This is a genomic window from Sandarakinorhabdus sp. (assembly GCF_031430775.1).
Lineage (GTDB): Bacteria > Pseudomonadota > Alphaproteobacteria > Sphingomonadales > Sphingomonadaceae > Sandarakinorhabdus.
Window position 1 is genome coordinate 1 of the sequence record NZ_JANPCD010000147.1, and the last position, 14,536, is coordinate 14,536.

Sequence of the window (14,536 nt, forward strand, 5' to 3'; positions counted from 1 at the left end):
CTTCACGCAAGGACGCGCACACCGTCGGCACCTTCTTCAGTTCGCGCGGCGGCAGGTCATACAGGTTCTTGTCCATCGGCGCGCCGGGGTGGATGCGGTTTTCGATGCCATCAAGGCCCGCCATCAGCAGCGCAGTGTAGCACAGGTACGGGTTGGCCATGGCGTCGGGGAAGCGCACTTCGACGCGCTTGGCCTTGCCGCCGCTGCCATAGGGGATGCGGCACGAGGCGGAACGGTTGCGGCTGGAATAGGCCAGCAGCACCGGCGCTTCGAAACCGGGGACCAAGCGCTTGTAGCTGTTGGTCGATGGGTTGGTGAAGGCGTTGCAGGCCTTGGCATGCTTGATGATGCCGCCGATGAAGAACAGCGCCATTTCCGACAAGCCGGCATAGCCGTCGCCGGCGAACAGCGGCGTGCTGCCGTTCCAGATCGACAAATGCGTGTGCATGCCGCTGCCATTGTCGTCCTTGATCGGCTTGGGCATGAACGTCGCGGTCTTGCCATAGGCATGGGCGACCTGATGGACGACATATTTGTACACCTGCATGCGGTCGGCGGTCGTGACCAGCGTGCCGTAAGTGAGGCCCAGTTCGTGCTGGGCGCTGGCGACTTCGTGATGGTGCTTGTCGCAGGGCAGGCCCATTTCGAGCATCGTGGCGACCATTTCGCCGCGCAGGTCGACGCAGCTGTCGACGGGGGCGACCGGGAAGTAACCGCCCTTGGCACGCGGGCGATGGCCCATGTTGCCGGTTTCGTACTTGGTGCCGCTGTTGGTCGGCAATTCGATGTCGTCGAGGTGGAAGAAGCCTTCGTTGTAGCCGAGGCCAAAGCGCACATCGTCGAAAACGAAAAATTCGGCTTCGGGGCCGATGTAGATGGTGTCACCGATGCCGGTGGACTTGAGATAGGCTTCACCGCGCTTGGCGGTCGAACGCGGATCGCGGCTGTAGAGTTGGCCGGTGGAGGGTTCGACGATATCGCACACCAGGATCAGCATCGGCGTCGCAGAGAACGGATCGATGTAGGTCGCATCGAGATCGGGCATGAGGATCATGTCGCTCTCGTTGATGGCCTTCCAGCCTTCGATCGACGAGCCATCGAACATGAAGCCATCGCTGAGCATGTCTTCATCGACAACGCTGGCCACCATGGTCAGGTGCTGCCACTTGCCCTTGGGATCGGTGAAACGCGGATCGGCCCATTCGATCTCCTTGTCCTTGATCATCGCAAGGACGCCGGCAGCGGTGGTGGCCATTTTGGTGTCAGTCCCTTTTTGGTGGCGTGGATGGAATAAGCGTCAGATTGCGTCGGAATCGCGCTCGCCAGTGCGGATGCGCACGGCGCTTTCGACCGGGGAAACAAAAATCTTGCCGTCGCCGATCCGGCCCGTGCGGGCGGCGCTGGCAATGGCTTCGATGACCCGTTCGACCTGATCGTCATTGACAACCACCTCAAGGCGGACCTTGGGCAGGAAGTCGACGATATACTCGGCGCCGCGATACAGTTCGGTGTGCCCCTTTTGGCGGCCAAAGCCCTTGGCCTCGGTCACGGTGATGCCGGACACACCCACTTCGTGAAGGGCTTCCTTCACCTCATCCAGCTTGAATGGCTTGATGACGGCTTCAATCTTCTTCACTGCGGACCCCCGGATATTGCAAGCCGACAAGCAAGGTTCGTGCCATGGTCGGTGAAGCTGCGTTTCTGGCGCGAATCCATGGTCAATGGCAAGCCTTGCTGCCTGATTTGGCACGTTGCCATGCCTAACGCGCATGCATTTGCCCGAAAATGGGGCAAATAGCCCCATAAATTCCCCGTTACACCGTCGTTGCGTAGCCGCCATCGACGGTGATGACGGCACCGCAAAGATAGGCGCTGGCCCGGCTTGAGAGGAACAGTGCGACTCCGGCCATGTCATCGGTGTTGCCCCAGCGCTGCATCGGCGTGGCGGCGCGGAACGCCTCTTGGAACTCGGTATCGATGGCGGCGGTCATCTTGGACGGGAAAAAGCCCGGCGCGATGGCATTGACGGCAATGTGCCGCTTGGCAAGGAACTTGGCCATCATGCGGGTAAGGTGCAGCACGCCGGCCTTGGACGCGGCATAGCTGTAGGTTTCCAGGTCGGAGACATGCTGGCCGTCGATCGAGCCGATGTTGATGACCCTGGCGTGGTGTTCCGCAGTGCCGGCCGCTTCCAGATGGGGCAGCAGTTTTTGTGTCAGGAAAAAGATCGACTTGACGTTCAAATCCATGACCTTGTCCCAGCCGCTTTCGGGAAAATCATCGATGCCGGCGCCCCAACTGGCACCCGCATTATTGAACAGGATATCGACCTTGGGCTCGGCTGCGGCGACGGCGGCGGCAAAACGGGCGATCTCGTCCATCTTCGACAGGTCGGCGGGGATCGACACGCATTCGCCGGACTTGGACAATTCGGCGGCCAGGCCATCGCAGACGGCGGCATTGCGCGCCGTGATGATGACGCGCGCGCCATTTTCCACCAGTGCGCGGGCGATCATCTCGCCGATGCCGCGGCTGCCGCCCGTGACCACCGCGACCTTGCCGCGCACGCTGAACAAGTCTTCGATCTTCATGTCATTCTCCGTCAGATGGGCTCGCCGGCGTCGCGCGCACGCTGGATGCGCGAGGATTCGGCGGCGGGCAGCTTGCGATAGACAAAATACAGGCACGTCAGCGTCAGCGGTGCCATGAGCAGCAGCGCCAGCACGCCGGTGCCAAGGCTGCCGCTGGCCTTGGACACGGCGCCGGTGAAATAAGGCCCAAGACCCAGCCCCAGCAGCGTCGTGCCGATGAAGTATGTGGCCGTGGCCGCGCCGCGCATGCGTGGCAGCACCAGATCTTGCGTCGTGGCAGCCGCGATGCCGACATAGATGCTGCCGAACAAGCCTACCGGCAGGTTGAACAGCAGGAAGCTGGCCAGCGAATCCGTCGTGAACATCATGACCAGGAACGGTGCCGGCACCAATGTCGCAAGGCTGGCGACAAGGATGCGTCCGGCCGGGTTGCGCTTTTTTACCCAGTCGGAAACCCAGCCGCCCAATACAACGCCCAGAAAGCCGCCGGCCGCGCCCCAGCCGCCGAGCAGCAGCGCGACGATCTCGGTATGGGCGTACCAGGGCAGCACGCCGCCGGCCGCCGTCATCGGCACGACAAATGTGCGGATCGCATAGGGCAGCGCCCAGAAGCCGATGGAATAGCCGGCAAAGGAGATGCTGCCAAAGCCCACCAGCGCCAGGATGAAGGTCGGCGTGCCCCAGATCAGGCTCCAGGTCGGTTTGTCATGATGGCGCAGCGACTGCGACCAGCTGGTGACCGCATAGCCGCCGAGGCAGATCGCAACCCATTGCGGCACATCGCCGGTGGCCCGGATGAGCAAGGTAGCCAGCGCGATGAAGCCAGCGGCAGCGGCCAGGTTCAAACCAAGCGCCCGCCCGTCGATCCGCGCCAGATTGATGAGTGTGAATGGCGGGATGACGCTGATGAAATCGGCGATGAAGCGGCGGAAAACTTCCGTGCCGGCCAGTTTCGGCGGTTCGGGCAGGCCCTCGGCCCGGCCGCGCGTCGGCTCCTTGAGGGTGGCGATCCACAGAGCCATGACCATGCCGGGCAGGCCAACGGCGAGGAACGCGGCCTGCCAGCCAACCAGGCCCAGTGGACCCGCCACCGGATAGGCGGCGTTCCAAGCCTTGACCACCACGGCGCCGATGAACAGCGATACGCCGCCGCCGATATAAAGCCCGGAAGAATAGACGGCGAGCGCGGTCGCCCGGCGTTCCTTGGGGAACCAGTCCGACAGCATCGAAAAGGCCGATGGGCTGGCCGAAGCCTCGCCGACGCCGACACCGATGCGCGCTGCCGAAAGCTGCGTGAAACTGCCGGCAAGGCCAGACAGCGCGGTCATGGCCGACCAGACGAACAGGCCCAGGCTCAGCAGGCGGGTGCGCACCCAATTGTCGGCCAGCCGGCCGAGCGGAATGCCGAACAGGGCATAGAAAACAGCAAACGCCGTGCCATACAGGAAGCCGAGATCGGCATCGGACAGGCCGAGATCGCGTTTGATGTCCTCTGCCAGGATCGAGATGATCTGCCGGTCGATGAAGTTCATCGCATAAACGAGAACAAGGACTCCAAGCACATATTTGGCATAGGCGCCGCCCACTGGCGGCATGTCATCGGACACAGGAACGGCGTTGGCCGGTTGATCTTCGGGCTGCGACTGGCTCATCCGTCCCCTTTGCCGGGGCGTCTGATGGCCCTGTGCACCCAAGGGTTAGCAGCGCCTTTGCCGCCTGTCAGCCAAACACTTGTGAGCGGTCGGTTTCAACCAATGATGTCGCCGAAACTGAGCTGGCCGTCGTACAGCGCCCGCACCACCAGTTCGGTGCGCGTGGAGACACCATATCGGCGCTTGGCCGCCTCGATGTATTTGTGGACGGTGCCTTCGGAGAGGCCAAGCAACTGCCCGGACACCCAGTTGGACTTGCCGCGTGCCGCCAACACAAGCACGTCCAGTTGGCGCTGGGTCAGCTTGGTTGTGGTGCGGCCCTGTGTTTCGCCGACCTGCAGGCGGCGCGCCGCTTCGAACGCGAAACAGGCCAGATACTGCGCGGCCGGGAGCGATTCTTCGGGCAGGTCGTTGCCCTGCTGCATGACAAAGCTGCACAGGCCGCTGGCTTCGCCCGGTACATGGATCGGCACAGTATAGCCATGACCAAGTCCGGCCTGGCGGGCGGTGGCCATATAGCTGCTCTGGCGGCCGGACATCGGCATGAAGGAGTCGATCTGGTCCCAGGCAAAAGGCGCAACTGATCGCTCGCAGGCCATCAGGACCGGATCGTCAGCAAGAAAATTGCTGTTGGCGAGCTTTTCAACCCATGCTTCGGGAAAGTCGGTCAAGCGCAGCGGGCCGACGCCCGCTTTGCTACTGCCGGCACTGCGATGGGTTTTCTGTGCGAGGGCGAAATGATCGAAACGAAAACGGCGGGTTGCCTCTTTCATGATCACGCCGACATCGGTCAGCAATGGCGCGGAACGTATTCCGACCACGAATTCCTGAATGTCGCAAAATTGAGTCAAATCTGCCTCACACATGACAGCGTGTCTCACAGGGCCGCAGGGCCTATGAGAAACACACACTCCACACTAAACTATAGCCCACGTATCATGACCGTAGTTTAATGATTTACGTTTTACAATGAGGATTCAATGAGTCAGCAAATCGTCACAATTGCCGGCGGGTGTTTCTGGTGCACCGAAGCCGTGTTCAATGAACTGATCGGCATTACCGATGTGGAATCCGGTTATATCGGCGGCCTCGCTGTCGATCCAAGCTATGAAGCTGTTTGCACCGGCCGCACCGGTCATGCTGAGGCCGTCAGAATTTCTTTTGATCCATCAACAATTAGCCTGAATGAAATTCTTGATATTTTCTTTCACACGCACGATCCCACGACCTTGAATCGGCAGGGCGGCGATGCCGGCACCCAGTATCGCTCGGCGATCTTCCCGAATTCGCCCCAGCAGGAAGCCGCCGCGCATGCGGCAATTGCCCGCAACCAGGCCGTCTGGGACAAACCCATTGTCACCAGTATCGAAGCTGATGCCCCATGGTATCCCGCCGAGGCCTATCACCAGCGCTATTTCGAGCGCAACGGCACCGCCAACGGCTATTGCGCTGCCGTGGTGGCCCCGAAGCTGGCTAAGTTCCGCAAAAGCTATGCTGCCAGGCTGAAGCGGCCGGCAGCGTAGCGCGCCTTTCCCTGTCGTCACCCGGCGCAAGCCGGGTGACGGGCGCCGCCCCTATTTTGTCCGATATTTGTCGAACCACTGCACCACGACCAGATTGCTTTGCAGCCATTGGCTGGGCCGGCCCATGCCATGGTTGGCTTCAGGCAGGCGCACCATCATCGCATCCACGCCGCGTACCTTCAGCGCCTGATAATAGGCTTCGGTCTGCGCGATAGGCGTGCGGTAGTCAGCCTCGCCGGTAATCAGCAGTGTCGGCGTGTTGACTTTGCCGACCATGCTGAAGGTTGATCGGCGCCAATAAAGTTCGTGGTCGTCCCATGGGTTGCCGCGCACCCAGTTCTGCATGGTCAGCGGCGGGAGATCGCTGGTCAGCGCCTGGATCGACCAATCCGTGACCGGGCGCAGTGCGGCGGCGGCGCTGAAACGGCCCGTCAACGCGATGGCGTTGGTGGTCAGCACGCCGCCGCCCGAGCCGCCGGAGATGAATTGCGCCTTGGCATCGACAAAGGGGCGCTTCAGCATCTCGTCCACCCCGGCCATCAGGTCATCATGGTCGGCGCCCGGATAGCTTCCGCCATATTCCGGCGTGATGCCATTGGCGAAGCGTTCACCGTATCCGATGGAGCCGCGCGGGTTGCTCCACAGCACGATATAGCCGGCGGCAGCATAAATCTGGTGGGTGATGGAAAAATACGGGCCATAGTCCGTGTTCGGCCCGCCATGGATATCGAGCAGGATGGGATATTTCCTGTCCGGCGAGAAATCGGGCGGATATTGCACCCAGCCTTCGATCGGCAGGCCGCCGACGGGCGAGGCCCAGGTTATGCGTTCCAGCTTGCCGATGGTCTTGCCGGCGCGCCAGTCGGCGTTGAAATCGATGGTCGCGATCTGCTTGCCGCCGCGCATGATGCCCAGTGCGGCCGGCCGGTCGGTCTCGGCGGTGGTAAAGGCGTAGGTGCCGGACGCACTCGACCAGCCGCCGCCCGACGAGGGCAAATAGAGCCGCGTGCCGCCAACCTTGTCCACCATGACGCGTGGGCGGCCTCCACCGGCGGGCAGCGCGGCCACCTTGGTCAAGCCGGCGTCGAAATACAAAAATTCCAGTGATTTGCCATCCGGTGCCCAGCGCATGTCGTTCACTGGGCGGTCCAGCGCCGCTGTCACATGCACCGGTGTCCCGCCATCGATGCCGCGCACCCACAGGCCGGGCTGGCTGTAGAATTTCGTGGTCTTTGGCGCGCCGATCCAGGCGATCATGTGGCCATCGGGGGAGATTTTCGGCTGGCCTTCCTCGCCGTCGATATCGGTCAGCCGCTGCGGGGTGCCGCCTGCCGCTGCGATGCGATACAGGTCGCTTTCACCCGACAATGCGTCATTGCCGGCCCGCACCTGCGCCGCATACACAATCGCCTTGCCGTCCGGCGTCCAGTCCGGCGCGCCGCTGATCTGGTTGGCTGCACCTTGCGTCAATTGTACCGGCGCGCTGCCATCAAGCGCGGCCACGAACAGATGGTCGGCGCCGGGTTTGACATAGCCGCCATCGTTGGTGCGCCAGCTATAGTCCGTGATGATGCGCGGATCGGCCGCCCAGACGGCGCCGTCCGGCTTTTTCGGCATGCCGGCAATCACTGGCGCCGGGGCTTCAGCGCGCGCGGCAAAGGCAATGCGCGTGCCATCTGGTGACCAAGCCAGCCCCTGCGGCGCCAGTTTCCCACTGGTCACAGGCGCGCCGATGCCGCTGGCGACGTTCATCACCCAAAGCTGCGGCTTGCCGAGATACGCTGCGACATAGGCAATGCGCGTGCCATCTGGTGACCAGGTTGCACCGCTGGCTCCGACTGCCGCGCCGATGAGCAAGCGCTTGTCCACGCTGCTGCCATTGAGGGTCGCCAGCCAGATCTCGCCCTGGCGCCTGTCGGTCTGGATGTCGAAGCTGGCGCGGGTGAACAGCACATGGCGGCCATCGGGCGACACCTGCGGGTCGGTGACCATCGACAGGCGGTAAAGATCCGCCGGTTCGAAGGGCGCGGCGGCCATGACCGGGGCAGCGGTGAGCAGCAGTGCGACAATCGCGGATTTCATGGCGGTCCTGATTCTTGTGAGGGCTGACGCTTCGACCATAAGCGCGCCATTCTGCCTCGCAACTCCCGCGTACAGAAAGCCCGGCCATGACCACGCAATTCGACCAATGGCGCGCCCGTTCCCCATATTATGACGAAAGCCACGAGGCGGTCGCGCAAAGCGTGCGGCGTTTCATGGCCGCCGAGGTGTTGCCCAACATCGACCAGTGGGAAGCGGACGGCGAACTGCCGCGCAGCCTGCACAAGAAAGCGGCGCAGGCCGGCATATTGGGGCTGAATTACCCCGAAGAATATGGCGGGCACAGCGAAGGCTTCGACATTTTCCACAGCCTGACCCAGTCCGAGGAAATGGCAGCAGCCGGCGCCGGCGGGCTGGGTGCCAGCCTGATGACGCATGGCATCGGCCTGCCGCCGATCCTGGCCATGGGATCGGACGAAATGAAGCGCCGCATCGCGCCCGAAGTGCTGTCGGGCGACAAGATCATCAGCCTGGCCATCACGGAACCTTCGGGCGGGTCGGACGTGGCGCAGTTGAAAACCCGGGCGGAACGGGTCGGCAACAAATATATTGTTAACGGCTCCAAGATGTTCATCACATCGGCGATGCGTGCCGATTACATCACCGTGGCGGTGCGTACCGGCGGGCCGGGCATGGCCGGCATATCGCTGATGCTCATTGAAACCGACCGGCCGGGCGTCACACGCACCCGGCTCGACAAGATGGGCTGGCGCTGTTCGGACACGGCGGCGGTTTATTTCCAGGACGTCGAAGTGCCGCCGGAAAACCTCATCGGCCCGGAAAATGGTGGGTTCCTTGGCATCATGCGCAATTTCAACGGCGAGCGCCTGGGCATGGCGCATGGCTGCTGCGCCATGGCGCGGGTCGCGCTTGCCGAAGCAGTGGCATGGGCGACGACGCGCGAGACGTTCGGAAAACGCCTGGCGCAGCACCAGTCGATCCGCATCAAGCTTGCGGACTGTCAGCGCCAGATCAACACGACACAAGCCTGGGTTGATCTGTGTGCCTGGCAGGTCAAGCAGGGCAATGGCGTGCCGGCCGATTTCGCCATGCTCAAGGTGCAGGCCACCCGCATGCTCGAACATGTCGCGCGCGAGGCGGCACAGGTGCTGGGCGGCGCCAGCTATATTACCGGCAGCAAGGTCGAGCGCATCTACCGCGAGGTGCGGGTCAATGCCATCGGCGGCGGCAGCGAGGAGATCATGCTCGATCTGGCGGGCCGGCAATTGGGCTATAGCTGACGGCCATCTGTCCTGCCGCATCCCCTGTGAGGCGATGAGCCGCCCTTGCCGCGAGGACACCGAAAATGTCGGCTGGCTTTACACTTCTGCAAGGCGCGAAATGACAATGCATTGAAAACAATTGTCTTGTGAACTGGCGTAATGCTTGCATAACAAGTTTAGACATTTACTTGTCACAGGGGGATTTGTTCATGAAACTTAAGACTTTGTTACTGTCGGCGACGTTTGCGTTGGCATCCGCCAATGCGGCTCAGGCTGCAACCTATGTCTATGTCGGCAGCTGGCACGTCGGCCAGGGTCCGGTTTGGACCTCCAATCCTGCCGTCTACACCGGCCAGCAAGCCGCCGCCTTGCTGTTTGGCGGCACCGCCGCGCAATATGCGATCTCGACCATCGACAGCAACGTTGCCAACATCAACTTCAGCTCGTTCGTGGATGGCTATGGTGATTCCCAGTTTCTGACCACGGCCGTTTCGCACAGCTTCAGCCTGCAGACCGGCACTGGCTACGACGGACCTCCGTCCTATTCGGCCTATGTGCTCGATCACAGCTGCGGTATTCGGTACTCCAATCCGGAAGCCAGCTGCGACGGCCAGCCGGGCCTGAACTTTGCCTTCCGCCTTGTGTCGGGTGCCGTGCCGGAACCGGCAAGCTGGGCCTTGATGATGGTCGGCTTCGGCGCTGTCGGCAGCGTGATGCGCCGCCGGGTCGCCGTCGCGGCCTGACCGGTCACCACATTCTGAAAAGGGCTCCGCTCCGGCGGGGCCCTTTTTTTGTCCGGCTCGCCGCCGGATGATTACTTGTCGTCGCCCATCCGCAGCGCCGCTATGAACGCTTCCTGCGGGATATCGACGTTGCCGTATTGGCGCATGCGCTTCTTGCCTTCTTTCTGCTTGTCGAGCAGCTTGCGCTTGCGGCTGGCGTCGCCGCCATAGCATTTGGCCGTCACGTCCTTGCGCATCGCCGCGATGGTTTCGCGGGCGATGACCTTGCCGCCGATGGCCGCCTGAATCGGGATCTTGAACAAATGGCGCGGGATGAGGTCCTTCATCCGCTCGCACATGTGGCGGCCGCGCGATTCGGCTGCATCGCGGTGGACGATCATGCTGAGCGCATCGACCGGCTCGGCGTTGACCATGATCGACATTTTCACCAGATCACCCTCGCTATGGCCAATCTGGTGATAGTCGAACGAGGCATAGCCGCGGCTGATGGATTTCAGCCGATCATAGAAATCGAAGACGACTTCGTTCAATGGCAGGTCATAGACGACCTGCGCGCGGCCACCCACGTACGTCAGGTTCTTCTGGATGCCGCGCCGGTCCTGGCACAGCTTGAGGATGCTGCCGAGATGCTCGTCGGGCGTGAAGATCGTCGCTTCGATCCACGGCTCCTCGATCAATTCGATGGTGCTCGGGTCGGGCATGTCGGACGGGTTGTGCAATTCCAGCGTGCGGCCATCGCGCAGCAGCATCTTGTAAACAACAGATGGCGCCGTGGTGATCAGGTCGAGATCATATTCCCGCGTCAGCCGTTCCTGGATGATCTCCAGATGCAGCAGGCCCAGAAAACCGCACCGAAACCCGAACCCCAGCGCGGCGCTGCTTTCGGTCTCGAAACTGAAACTGGCATCGTTCAAGCGCAAACGGCCAAGGCTGTCGCGCAGTTTTTCGAAATCGGCGGCATCGACGGGGAACAGCCCGCAGAACACCACCGGTTGCACGGTCTTGAAGCCGGGCAACGCTTCGGCAGTCGGGCGCTTGGCATCGGTGATGGTGTCGCCGACATTGGTCTGTGCGACTTCCTTGATCTGCGCCGTAATGAAGCCGATCTCGCCGGGGCCAAGCGAATCCAGCACTTCGATCTTGGGCCGGAAACAGCCGACCCGGTCGACCAGATGCGTGGTGCCGGCAGCCATCATGGCGATCTGCTGGCCCTTTTTCAGCACGCCGTCGATGACGCGCACCAGGATGACGACGCCGAGATAAGGGTCATACCAGCTGTCGACGAGCATGCATTTGAGCGGCGCGTCGATATCGCCCTTTGGCGGCGGAATCTGAATGACGATGGCTTCTAGCAGATCCTCGATGCCGATGCCCGATTTGGCGCTGGTCAGCACGGCGTCATCGGTGCTCAGCCCGATGACATCCTCGATCTGCTTCTTGACGCGCTCGGGCTCGGCGGCGGGCAGGTCGATCTTGTTGATGACCGGCACGATGACATGGTCATGCTCGATGGACTGATAGACATTGGCCAGCGTCTGCGCCTCGACACCCTGTGCCGCGTCGACCACCAGCAGTGCGCCCTCGCAGGCCGCAAGGCTGCGCGACACTTCATAGGCGAAATCGACATGGCCCGGCGTGTCCATCAGGTTGAGAATGTAGCGCTTGCCGTCCTTGGCCGGATAATCGAGCCGCACTGTCTGCGCCTTGATGGTGATGCCGCGCTCTTTCTCGATATCCATGTTGTCGAGCACCTGCTCCGACATTTCCCGCGCGGTGAGCCCGCCCGTGGTCTGGATCAGCCGGTCGGCAAGCGTGGATTTCCCGTGATCGATGTGCGCGATGATCGAGAAGTTGCGGATGAGGGAGATGTCTGCAGTCATGGCCCGAGCCTGTAGCAGAGGGGGCGGGAAGGGCAATGCGGCGATACGGGTCGGACAGCGGGGTGGCCCAGCGGGACAAGCGAAACGCGCTGGCAAAACCCGGCGTGACTTGCCAGCATTATGGTGCCATTCTTCACCTGTCGTTAACCAATTCGAGGATGATGATCATGTCCGTGAACCGCATGGCATTATTGCGTGCCGGGGCGCTGACGCTTTTGGCGAGCGCCATGCCCGCTGACGCGGCGATCTACCGCGGAATACGGACCTATGGTGGCTGTTGCACGACTGGCGCACTTGAAGTGACGACCGATGGCACGCTGGGGGTTCTGGGTGCGGCCAATATCCTCAAATTCAAGCTGACTTTTTCGGGTCTGGATGAACGAGACATCGCCAATTACGGTTGGCATCCCAGTATCGAATCAAGTGAATATGAACCTGTGGTCCTGAACGGCACCAGCCTTTCGGCGACCGGGAGCAAGTTATTGTTCGACTTTGACTCCGGCGAAGGTTTTTTTGGTGTACAAAGCCCATCATATTTGTTTACATCTGCAAACTGCAATTGCTTTCAATCTTCCGTCGAATATTATCGGTTGGACCCGGAATTCAGCAACTGGATTTCCCGCTCGGGGGTCGAGGTGCTGGGGATCGTCCCCGAGCCGGCGAGCTGGGCGCTGCTGATCACCGGCTTTGGATTCACAGGCACCGCAATGCGGCGACACCGCGTCCTTGGCCGCTTGAAAGCCGGAGTAGCTTGACCGGCGGTTGCAGTGACGCTTTAGCCGTGGGGCATTCGTTTTGGAGGCCCCTTTGACTCTCAACATCGCCATCATTGGCGCCGGCCCGGCCGGTTACTACACCGCCGAAGCCGCCCTCAAGCATTGGGGCGGCGGCGCCCGCATCGATATCATCGACCGGCTGCCGACGCCTTATGGCCTGATCCGCGCCGGCGTGGCGCCCGATCACCAATCGATCAAGGCAGTGACGCGCCGTTATGAAGCCACCAACCTGGGCGCGGGCGTGCGCTTTGTCGGCAATGTCATGGTCGGGCGCGATGTGTCGGTGGATGAATTGCTTGGAATCTATGACGCCGTTGTGCTGTCAGTGGGCGCGCCGCATGACAAGCCCATCGGCATTCCGGGCGACGACCTGCCCGGCGTCATCGGATCGGCGGCGTTTGTCGGCTGGTACAACGGCCATCCCGATTTTGCCGATTTGCAAGTTCCGCTGGATCATCACGGTGCCGCCATTATCGGCAATGGCAATGTCGCCATCGATTGCGCCCGCGTGCTGGCCAAGACGACCGCCGAACTTGCCGTGTCCGACATTGCCCAGCATGCGCTGCACGCGCTGGAACGCTCGGCGGTGCGCGACATTCATATCGTCGGCCGGCGCGGGCCGCACCAGGCCAGCTTCACCACCAAGGAAGCCGGCGAGCTTGGCCATCTCGAACGCGCGCAGCCTTTGCTGAAGTCGGGCGACCTGCCGCCTGTCGAAGCGGATGCGGCGCTGGAGCCCGGCCACCGCAAGATGGTCACGCATCTGCGCGGCTTTGCCGAACAGCCGCGCAGCGACAAGCCGGTGACCATTCATTTCGAATTCTTCCGCCGCCCGGTCGCGGTCGAAGGGGCGGGCAGGGCGCAGCGCCTGATTGTCGAAACGACACGGCTTGAGGATGGCCGCGCGGTCGGCACTGGAGAATTGCACGCCATTCCCTGCGGGCTGGTGATTGCCTGCATCGGCTATCGCACGGCCCAGATTCCCGGCGTGCCCTATGCCGACGCGCTGGGGCGTTTTCCCGGCGACGACGCCGGGCGCATCGCCAATCGGCTGTATGCCAGCGGCTGGGCGCGGCGTGGGCCATCGGGCACCATCGGCACCAACCGACCGGACGGTTTCGGTGTTGTCGAGGCGATGGTGGCAGACGGGCTGGTATCCAGGGGCGGCGATGCCCCGGCGGCGTTGGACGCCCTGCTGGCCAGCCGCGGCGCGGCGCCGGTCAGCTTTGCTGGCTGGCAGCGCATCGATGCCGCCGAAGTGGCGCGCGCCCGCGCTGGCGCCCCGCGCGAAAAGATCGTGTCGGTCAGCGAAATGCTCGGGCTGGTGGGCTGACGATCAGACGTTGAAGAACGCCAGCGCGTCGGCAAGGGCGATGGGCGTGCCCGGCTGCACATCGACGACACGGAACATGTTGCCGTCACCGGACTGTTTGCGCATCAAGATGGAAAACATGTCGCCGTCGTCGGTAAAAAGCCCCAGCACGCGCGGGATGACGGATTCGCCGGGCAGGCCGTCGGGCATGGGGTTGTAACTGGCAAAGGGCGAAAACCCGGCGACGTAAGTGACGGACGCATCACCCAGATGGGCAAACATGGCGCGTTTGGCGCGCAGCGATTTGTCCGTTTCCGGCCCGTTCCATGTGCCGATGTGATAGACTTGGCGGACGCCGTTGACCTCGCACAGCAGCATCCGGCAGCCTGAAAACGGCCCGGACAGGATATCGCAGGCGTCAAGCGAGGCAAAGGTCGTCCAGCCGGGGCGATAAGGCAGCCAGGCGAAATTGCGGTGGCCCTGCCGGTGCAACATGCCGCCACCGACCCCGCGCGTTGTCGAAAACGTCCCCTCGCGCCAGACATGGCAGCGGATGGTCGGAACGGGCTGGAGGAAATTGCCGGTATCCGCATAAGCCCCGAATGTCGGCATCGGGAAGTCCAGCATCATGCCTGTGCGGATCTTGCGTTCGATCATCGCCTTGCCCTTCTGAGCCGTACGATGTGCCGAGTGTTGCCACAGAGCATGGCCACAATCCACATGATGTTGCGCGGAC

Annotated in this window: 12 protein-coding genes and 1 pseudogene; 5 read left to right on the forward strand and 8 right to left on the reverse strand. The window is 62.3% G+C overall.

Annotated features, from left to right (window positions below):
- The 5 genes from glnA to RMQ73_RS09325 form a co-directional block, all read right to left on the reverse strand.
- The coding region (gene glnA / locus RMQ73_RS09305; RefSeq protein ID WP_310497909.1) for a type I glutamate--ammonia ligase at positions 1-1,255 on the reverse strand (1,255 nt) is incomplete at its 3' end.
- A gap of 42 nt (positions 1,256-1,297) precedes the next feature.
- Positions 1,298-1,636, reverse strand: coding sequence for a P-II family nitrogen regulator (locus tag RMQ73_RS09310; protein WP_310497910.1), 339 nt, complete (start codon positions 1,634-1,636; stop codon positions 1,298-1,300).
- Between the two features lie 178 nt (positions 1,637-1,814).
- Positions 1,815-2,591, reverse strand: a complete 777-nt coding sequence (locus RMQ73_RS09315; RefSeq protein WP_310497911.1) for an SDR family oxidoreductase — start codon at positions 2,589-2,591, stop codon at positions 1,815-1,817.
- Positions 2,592-2,602: 11 nt separating this feature from the next.
- Positions 2,603-4,243, reverse strand: coding sequence for an MFS transporter (locus RMQ73_RS09320; RefSeq protein ID WP_310497913.1), 1,641 nt, complete (start codon positions 4,241-4,243; stop codon positions 2,603-2,605).
- Between the two features lie 95 nt (positions 4,244-4,338).
- Complete coding sequence (locus RMQ73_RS09325) at positions 4,339-5,109, reverse strand: LuxR family transcriptional regulator (protein WP_310497914.1); 771 nt, start codon at positions 5,107-5,109, stop codon at positions 4,339-4,341.
- A gap of 114 nt (positions 5,110-5,223) precedes the next feature.
- Here RMQ73_RS09325 and msrA point away from each other — a divergent pair, with 114 nt between their 5' ends.
- Positions 5,224-5,766 carry a peptide-methionine (S)-S-oxide reductase MsrA gene (gene msrA, locus RMQ73_RS09330; RefSeq protein ID WP_310497915.1) on the forward strand — a complete coding sequence of 181 codons (543 nt, stop codon included), beginning with the start codon at positions 5,224-5,226 and terminating at the stop codon, positions 5,764-5,766.
- A gap of 51 nt (positions 5,767-5,817) precedes the next feature.
- On the opposite strand, the gene RMQ73_RS09335 is transcribed toward msrA, so the two are convergent.
- Positions 5,818-7,848 carry a S9 family peptidase gene (locus RMQ73_RS09335; protein ID WP_310497916.1) on the reverse strand — a complete coding sequence of 677 codons (2,031 nt, stop codon included), beginning with the start codon at positions 7,846-7,848 and terminating at the stop codon, positions 5,818-5,820.
- 86 nt (positions 7,849-7,934) lie between these two features.
- Between RMQ73_RS09335 and RMQ73_RS09340 the strand changes: the two genes are divergently transcribed.
- Both RMQ73_RS09340 and RMQ73_RS14285 read left to right on the forward strand, forming a co-directional pair.
- Entirely contained in the window at positions 7,935-9,107 is a 1,173-nt protein-coding gene (locus tag RMQ73_RS09340; protein WP_310497917.1) for an acyl-CoA dehydrogenase family protein, read from the forward strand.
- Between the two features lie 623 nt (positions 9,108-9,730).
- Positions 9,731-9,832 (forward strand): annotated as a pseudogene (locus tag RMQ73_RS14285) (PEPxxWA-CTERM sorting domain-containing protein); the annotation flags it as partial.
- Positions 9,833-9,903: 71 nt separating this feature from the next.
- Here the strand turns inward: RMQ73_RS14285 and lepA are convergent.
- Positions 9,904-11,712 (reverse strand): translation elongation factor 4, encoded by a 1,809-nt coding sequence (lepA, locus tag RMQ73_RS09350; RefSeq protein ID WP_310497920.1) that lies wholly within the window; start codon positions 11,710-11,712, stop codon positions 9,904-9,906.
- A 158-nt stretch (positions 11,713-11,870) separates the two neighbouring features.
- Here lepA and RMQ73_RS09355 point away from each other — a divergent pair, with 158 nt between their 5' ends.
- Together RMQ73_RS09355 and RMQ73_RS09360 are read left to right on the forward strand one after the other, a co-directional pair.
- Complete coding sequence (locus RMQ73_RS09355; RefSeq protein ID WP_310497922.1) at positions 11,871-12,467, forward strand: PEPxxWA-CTERM sorting domain-containing protein; 597 nt, start codon at positions 11,871-11,873, stop codon at positions 12,465-12,467.
- Positions 12,468-12,519: 52 nt separating this feature from the next.
- On the forward strand, positions 12,520-13,821 hold the full coding sequence (locus RMQ73_RS09360; protein WP_310497923.1) for an FAD-dependent oxidoreductase: 1,302 nt from the start codon (positions 12,520-12,522) through the stop codon (positions 13,819-13,821).
- A gap of 3 nt (positions 13,822-13,824) precedes the next feature.
- Here the strand turns inward: RMQ73_RS09360 and RMQ73_RS09365 are convergent, their stop codons facing one another.
- Positions 13,825-14,457 carry a hypothetical protein gene (locus tag RMQ73_RS09365; RefSeq protein WP_310497924.1) on the reverse strand — a complete coding sequence of 211 codons (633 nt, stop codon included), beginning with the start codon at positions 14,455-14,457 and terminating at the stop codon, positions 13,825-13,827.
- Positions 14,458-14,536 lie beyond the last annotated feature (79 nt).

What these genes read in the sequence shown, in the direction of transcription:
- RMQ73_RS09315 (WP_310497911.1), bottom strand. Translation starts at nt 2,591, where the DNA reads ATGAAGATCGAAGACTTGTTCAGCGTGCGCGGCAAGGTCGCGGTGGTC.
- RMQ73_RS09320 (WP_310497913.1), bottom strand. Translation starts at nt 4,243, where the DNA reads ATGAGCCAGTCGCAGCCCGAAGATCAACCGGCCAACGCCGTTCCTGTG.
- RMQ73_RS09325 (WP_310497914.1), bottom strand. Translation starts at nt 5,109, where the DNA reads ATGTGTGAGGCAGATTTGACTCAATTTTGCGACATTCAGGAATTCGTG.
- msrA (WP_310497915.1), top strand. Translation starts at nt 5,224, where the DNA reads ATGAGTCAGCAAATCGTCACAATTGCCGGCGGGTGTTTCTGGTGCACC.
- RMQ73_RS09335 (WP_310497916.1), bottom strand. Translation starts at nt 7,848, where the DNA reads ATGAAATCCGCGATTGTCGCACTGCTGCTCACCGCTGCCCCGGTCATG.
- RMQ73_RS09340 (WP_310497917.1), top strand. Translation starts at nt 7,935, where the DNA reads ATGACCACGCAATTCGACCAATGGCGCGCCCGTTCCCCATATTATGAC.
- lepA (WP_310497920.1), bottom strand. Translation starts at nt 11,712, where the DNA reads ATGACTGCAGACATCTCCCTCATCCGCAACTTCTCGATCATCGCGCAC.
- RMQ73_RS09355 (WP_310497922.1), top strand. Translation starts at nt 11,871, where the DNA reads ATGATGATCATGTCCGTGAACCGCATGGCATTATTGCGTGCCGGGGCG.
- RMQ73_RS09365 (WP_310497924.1), bottom strand. Translation starts at nt 14,457, where the DNA reads ATGATCGAACGCAAGATCCGCACAGGCATGATGCTGGACTTCCCGATG.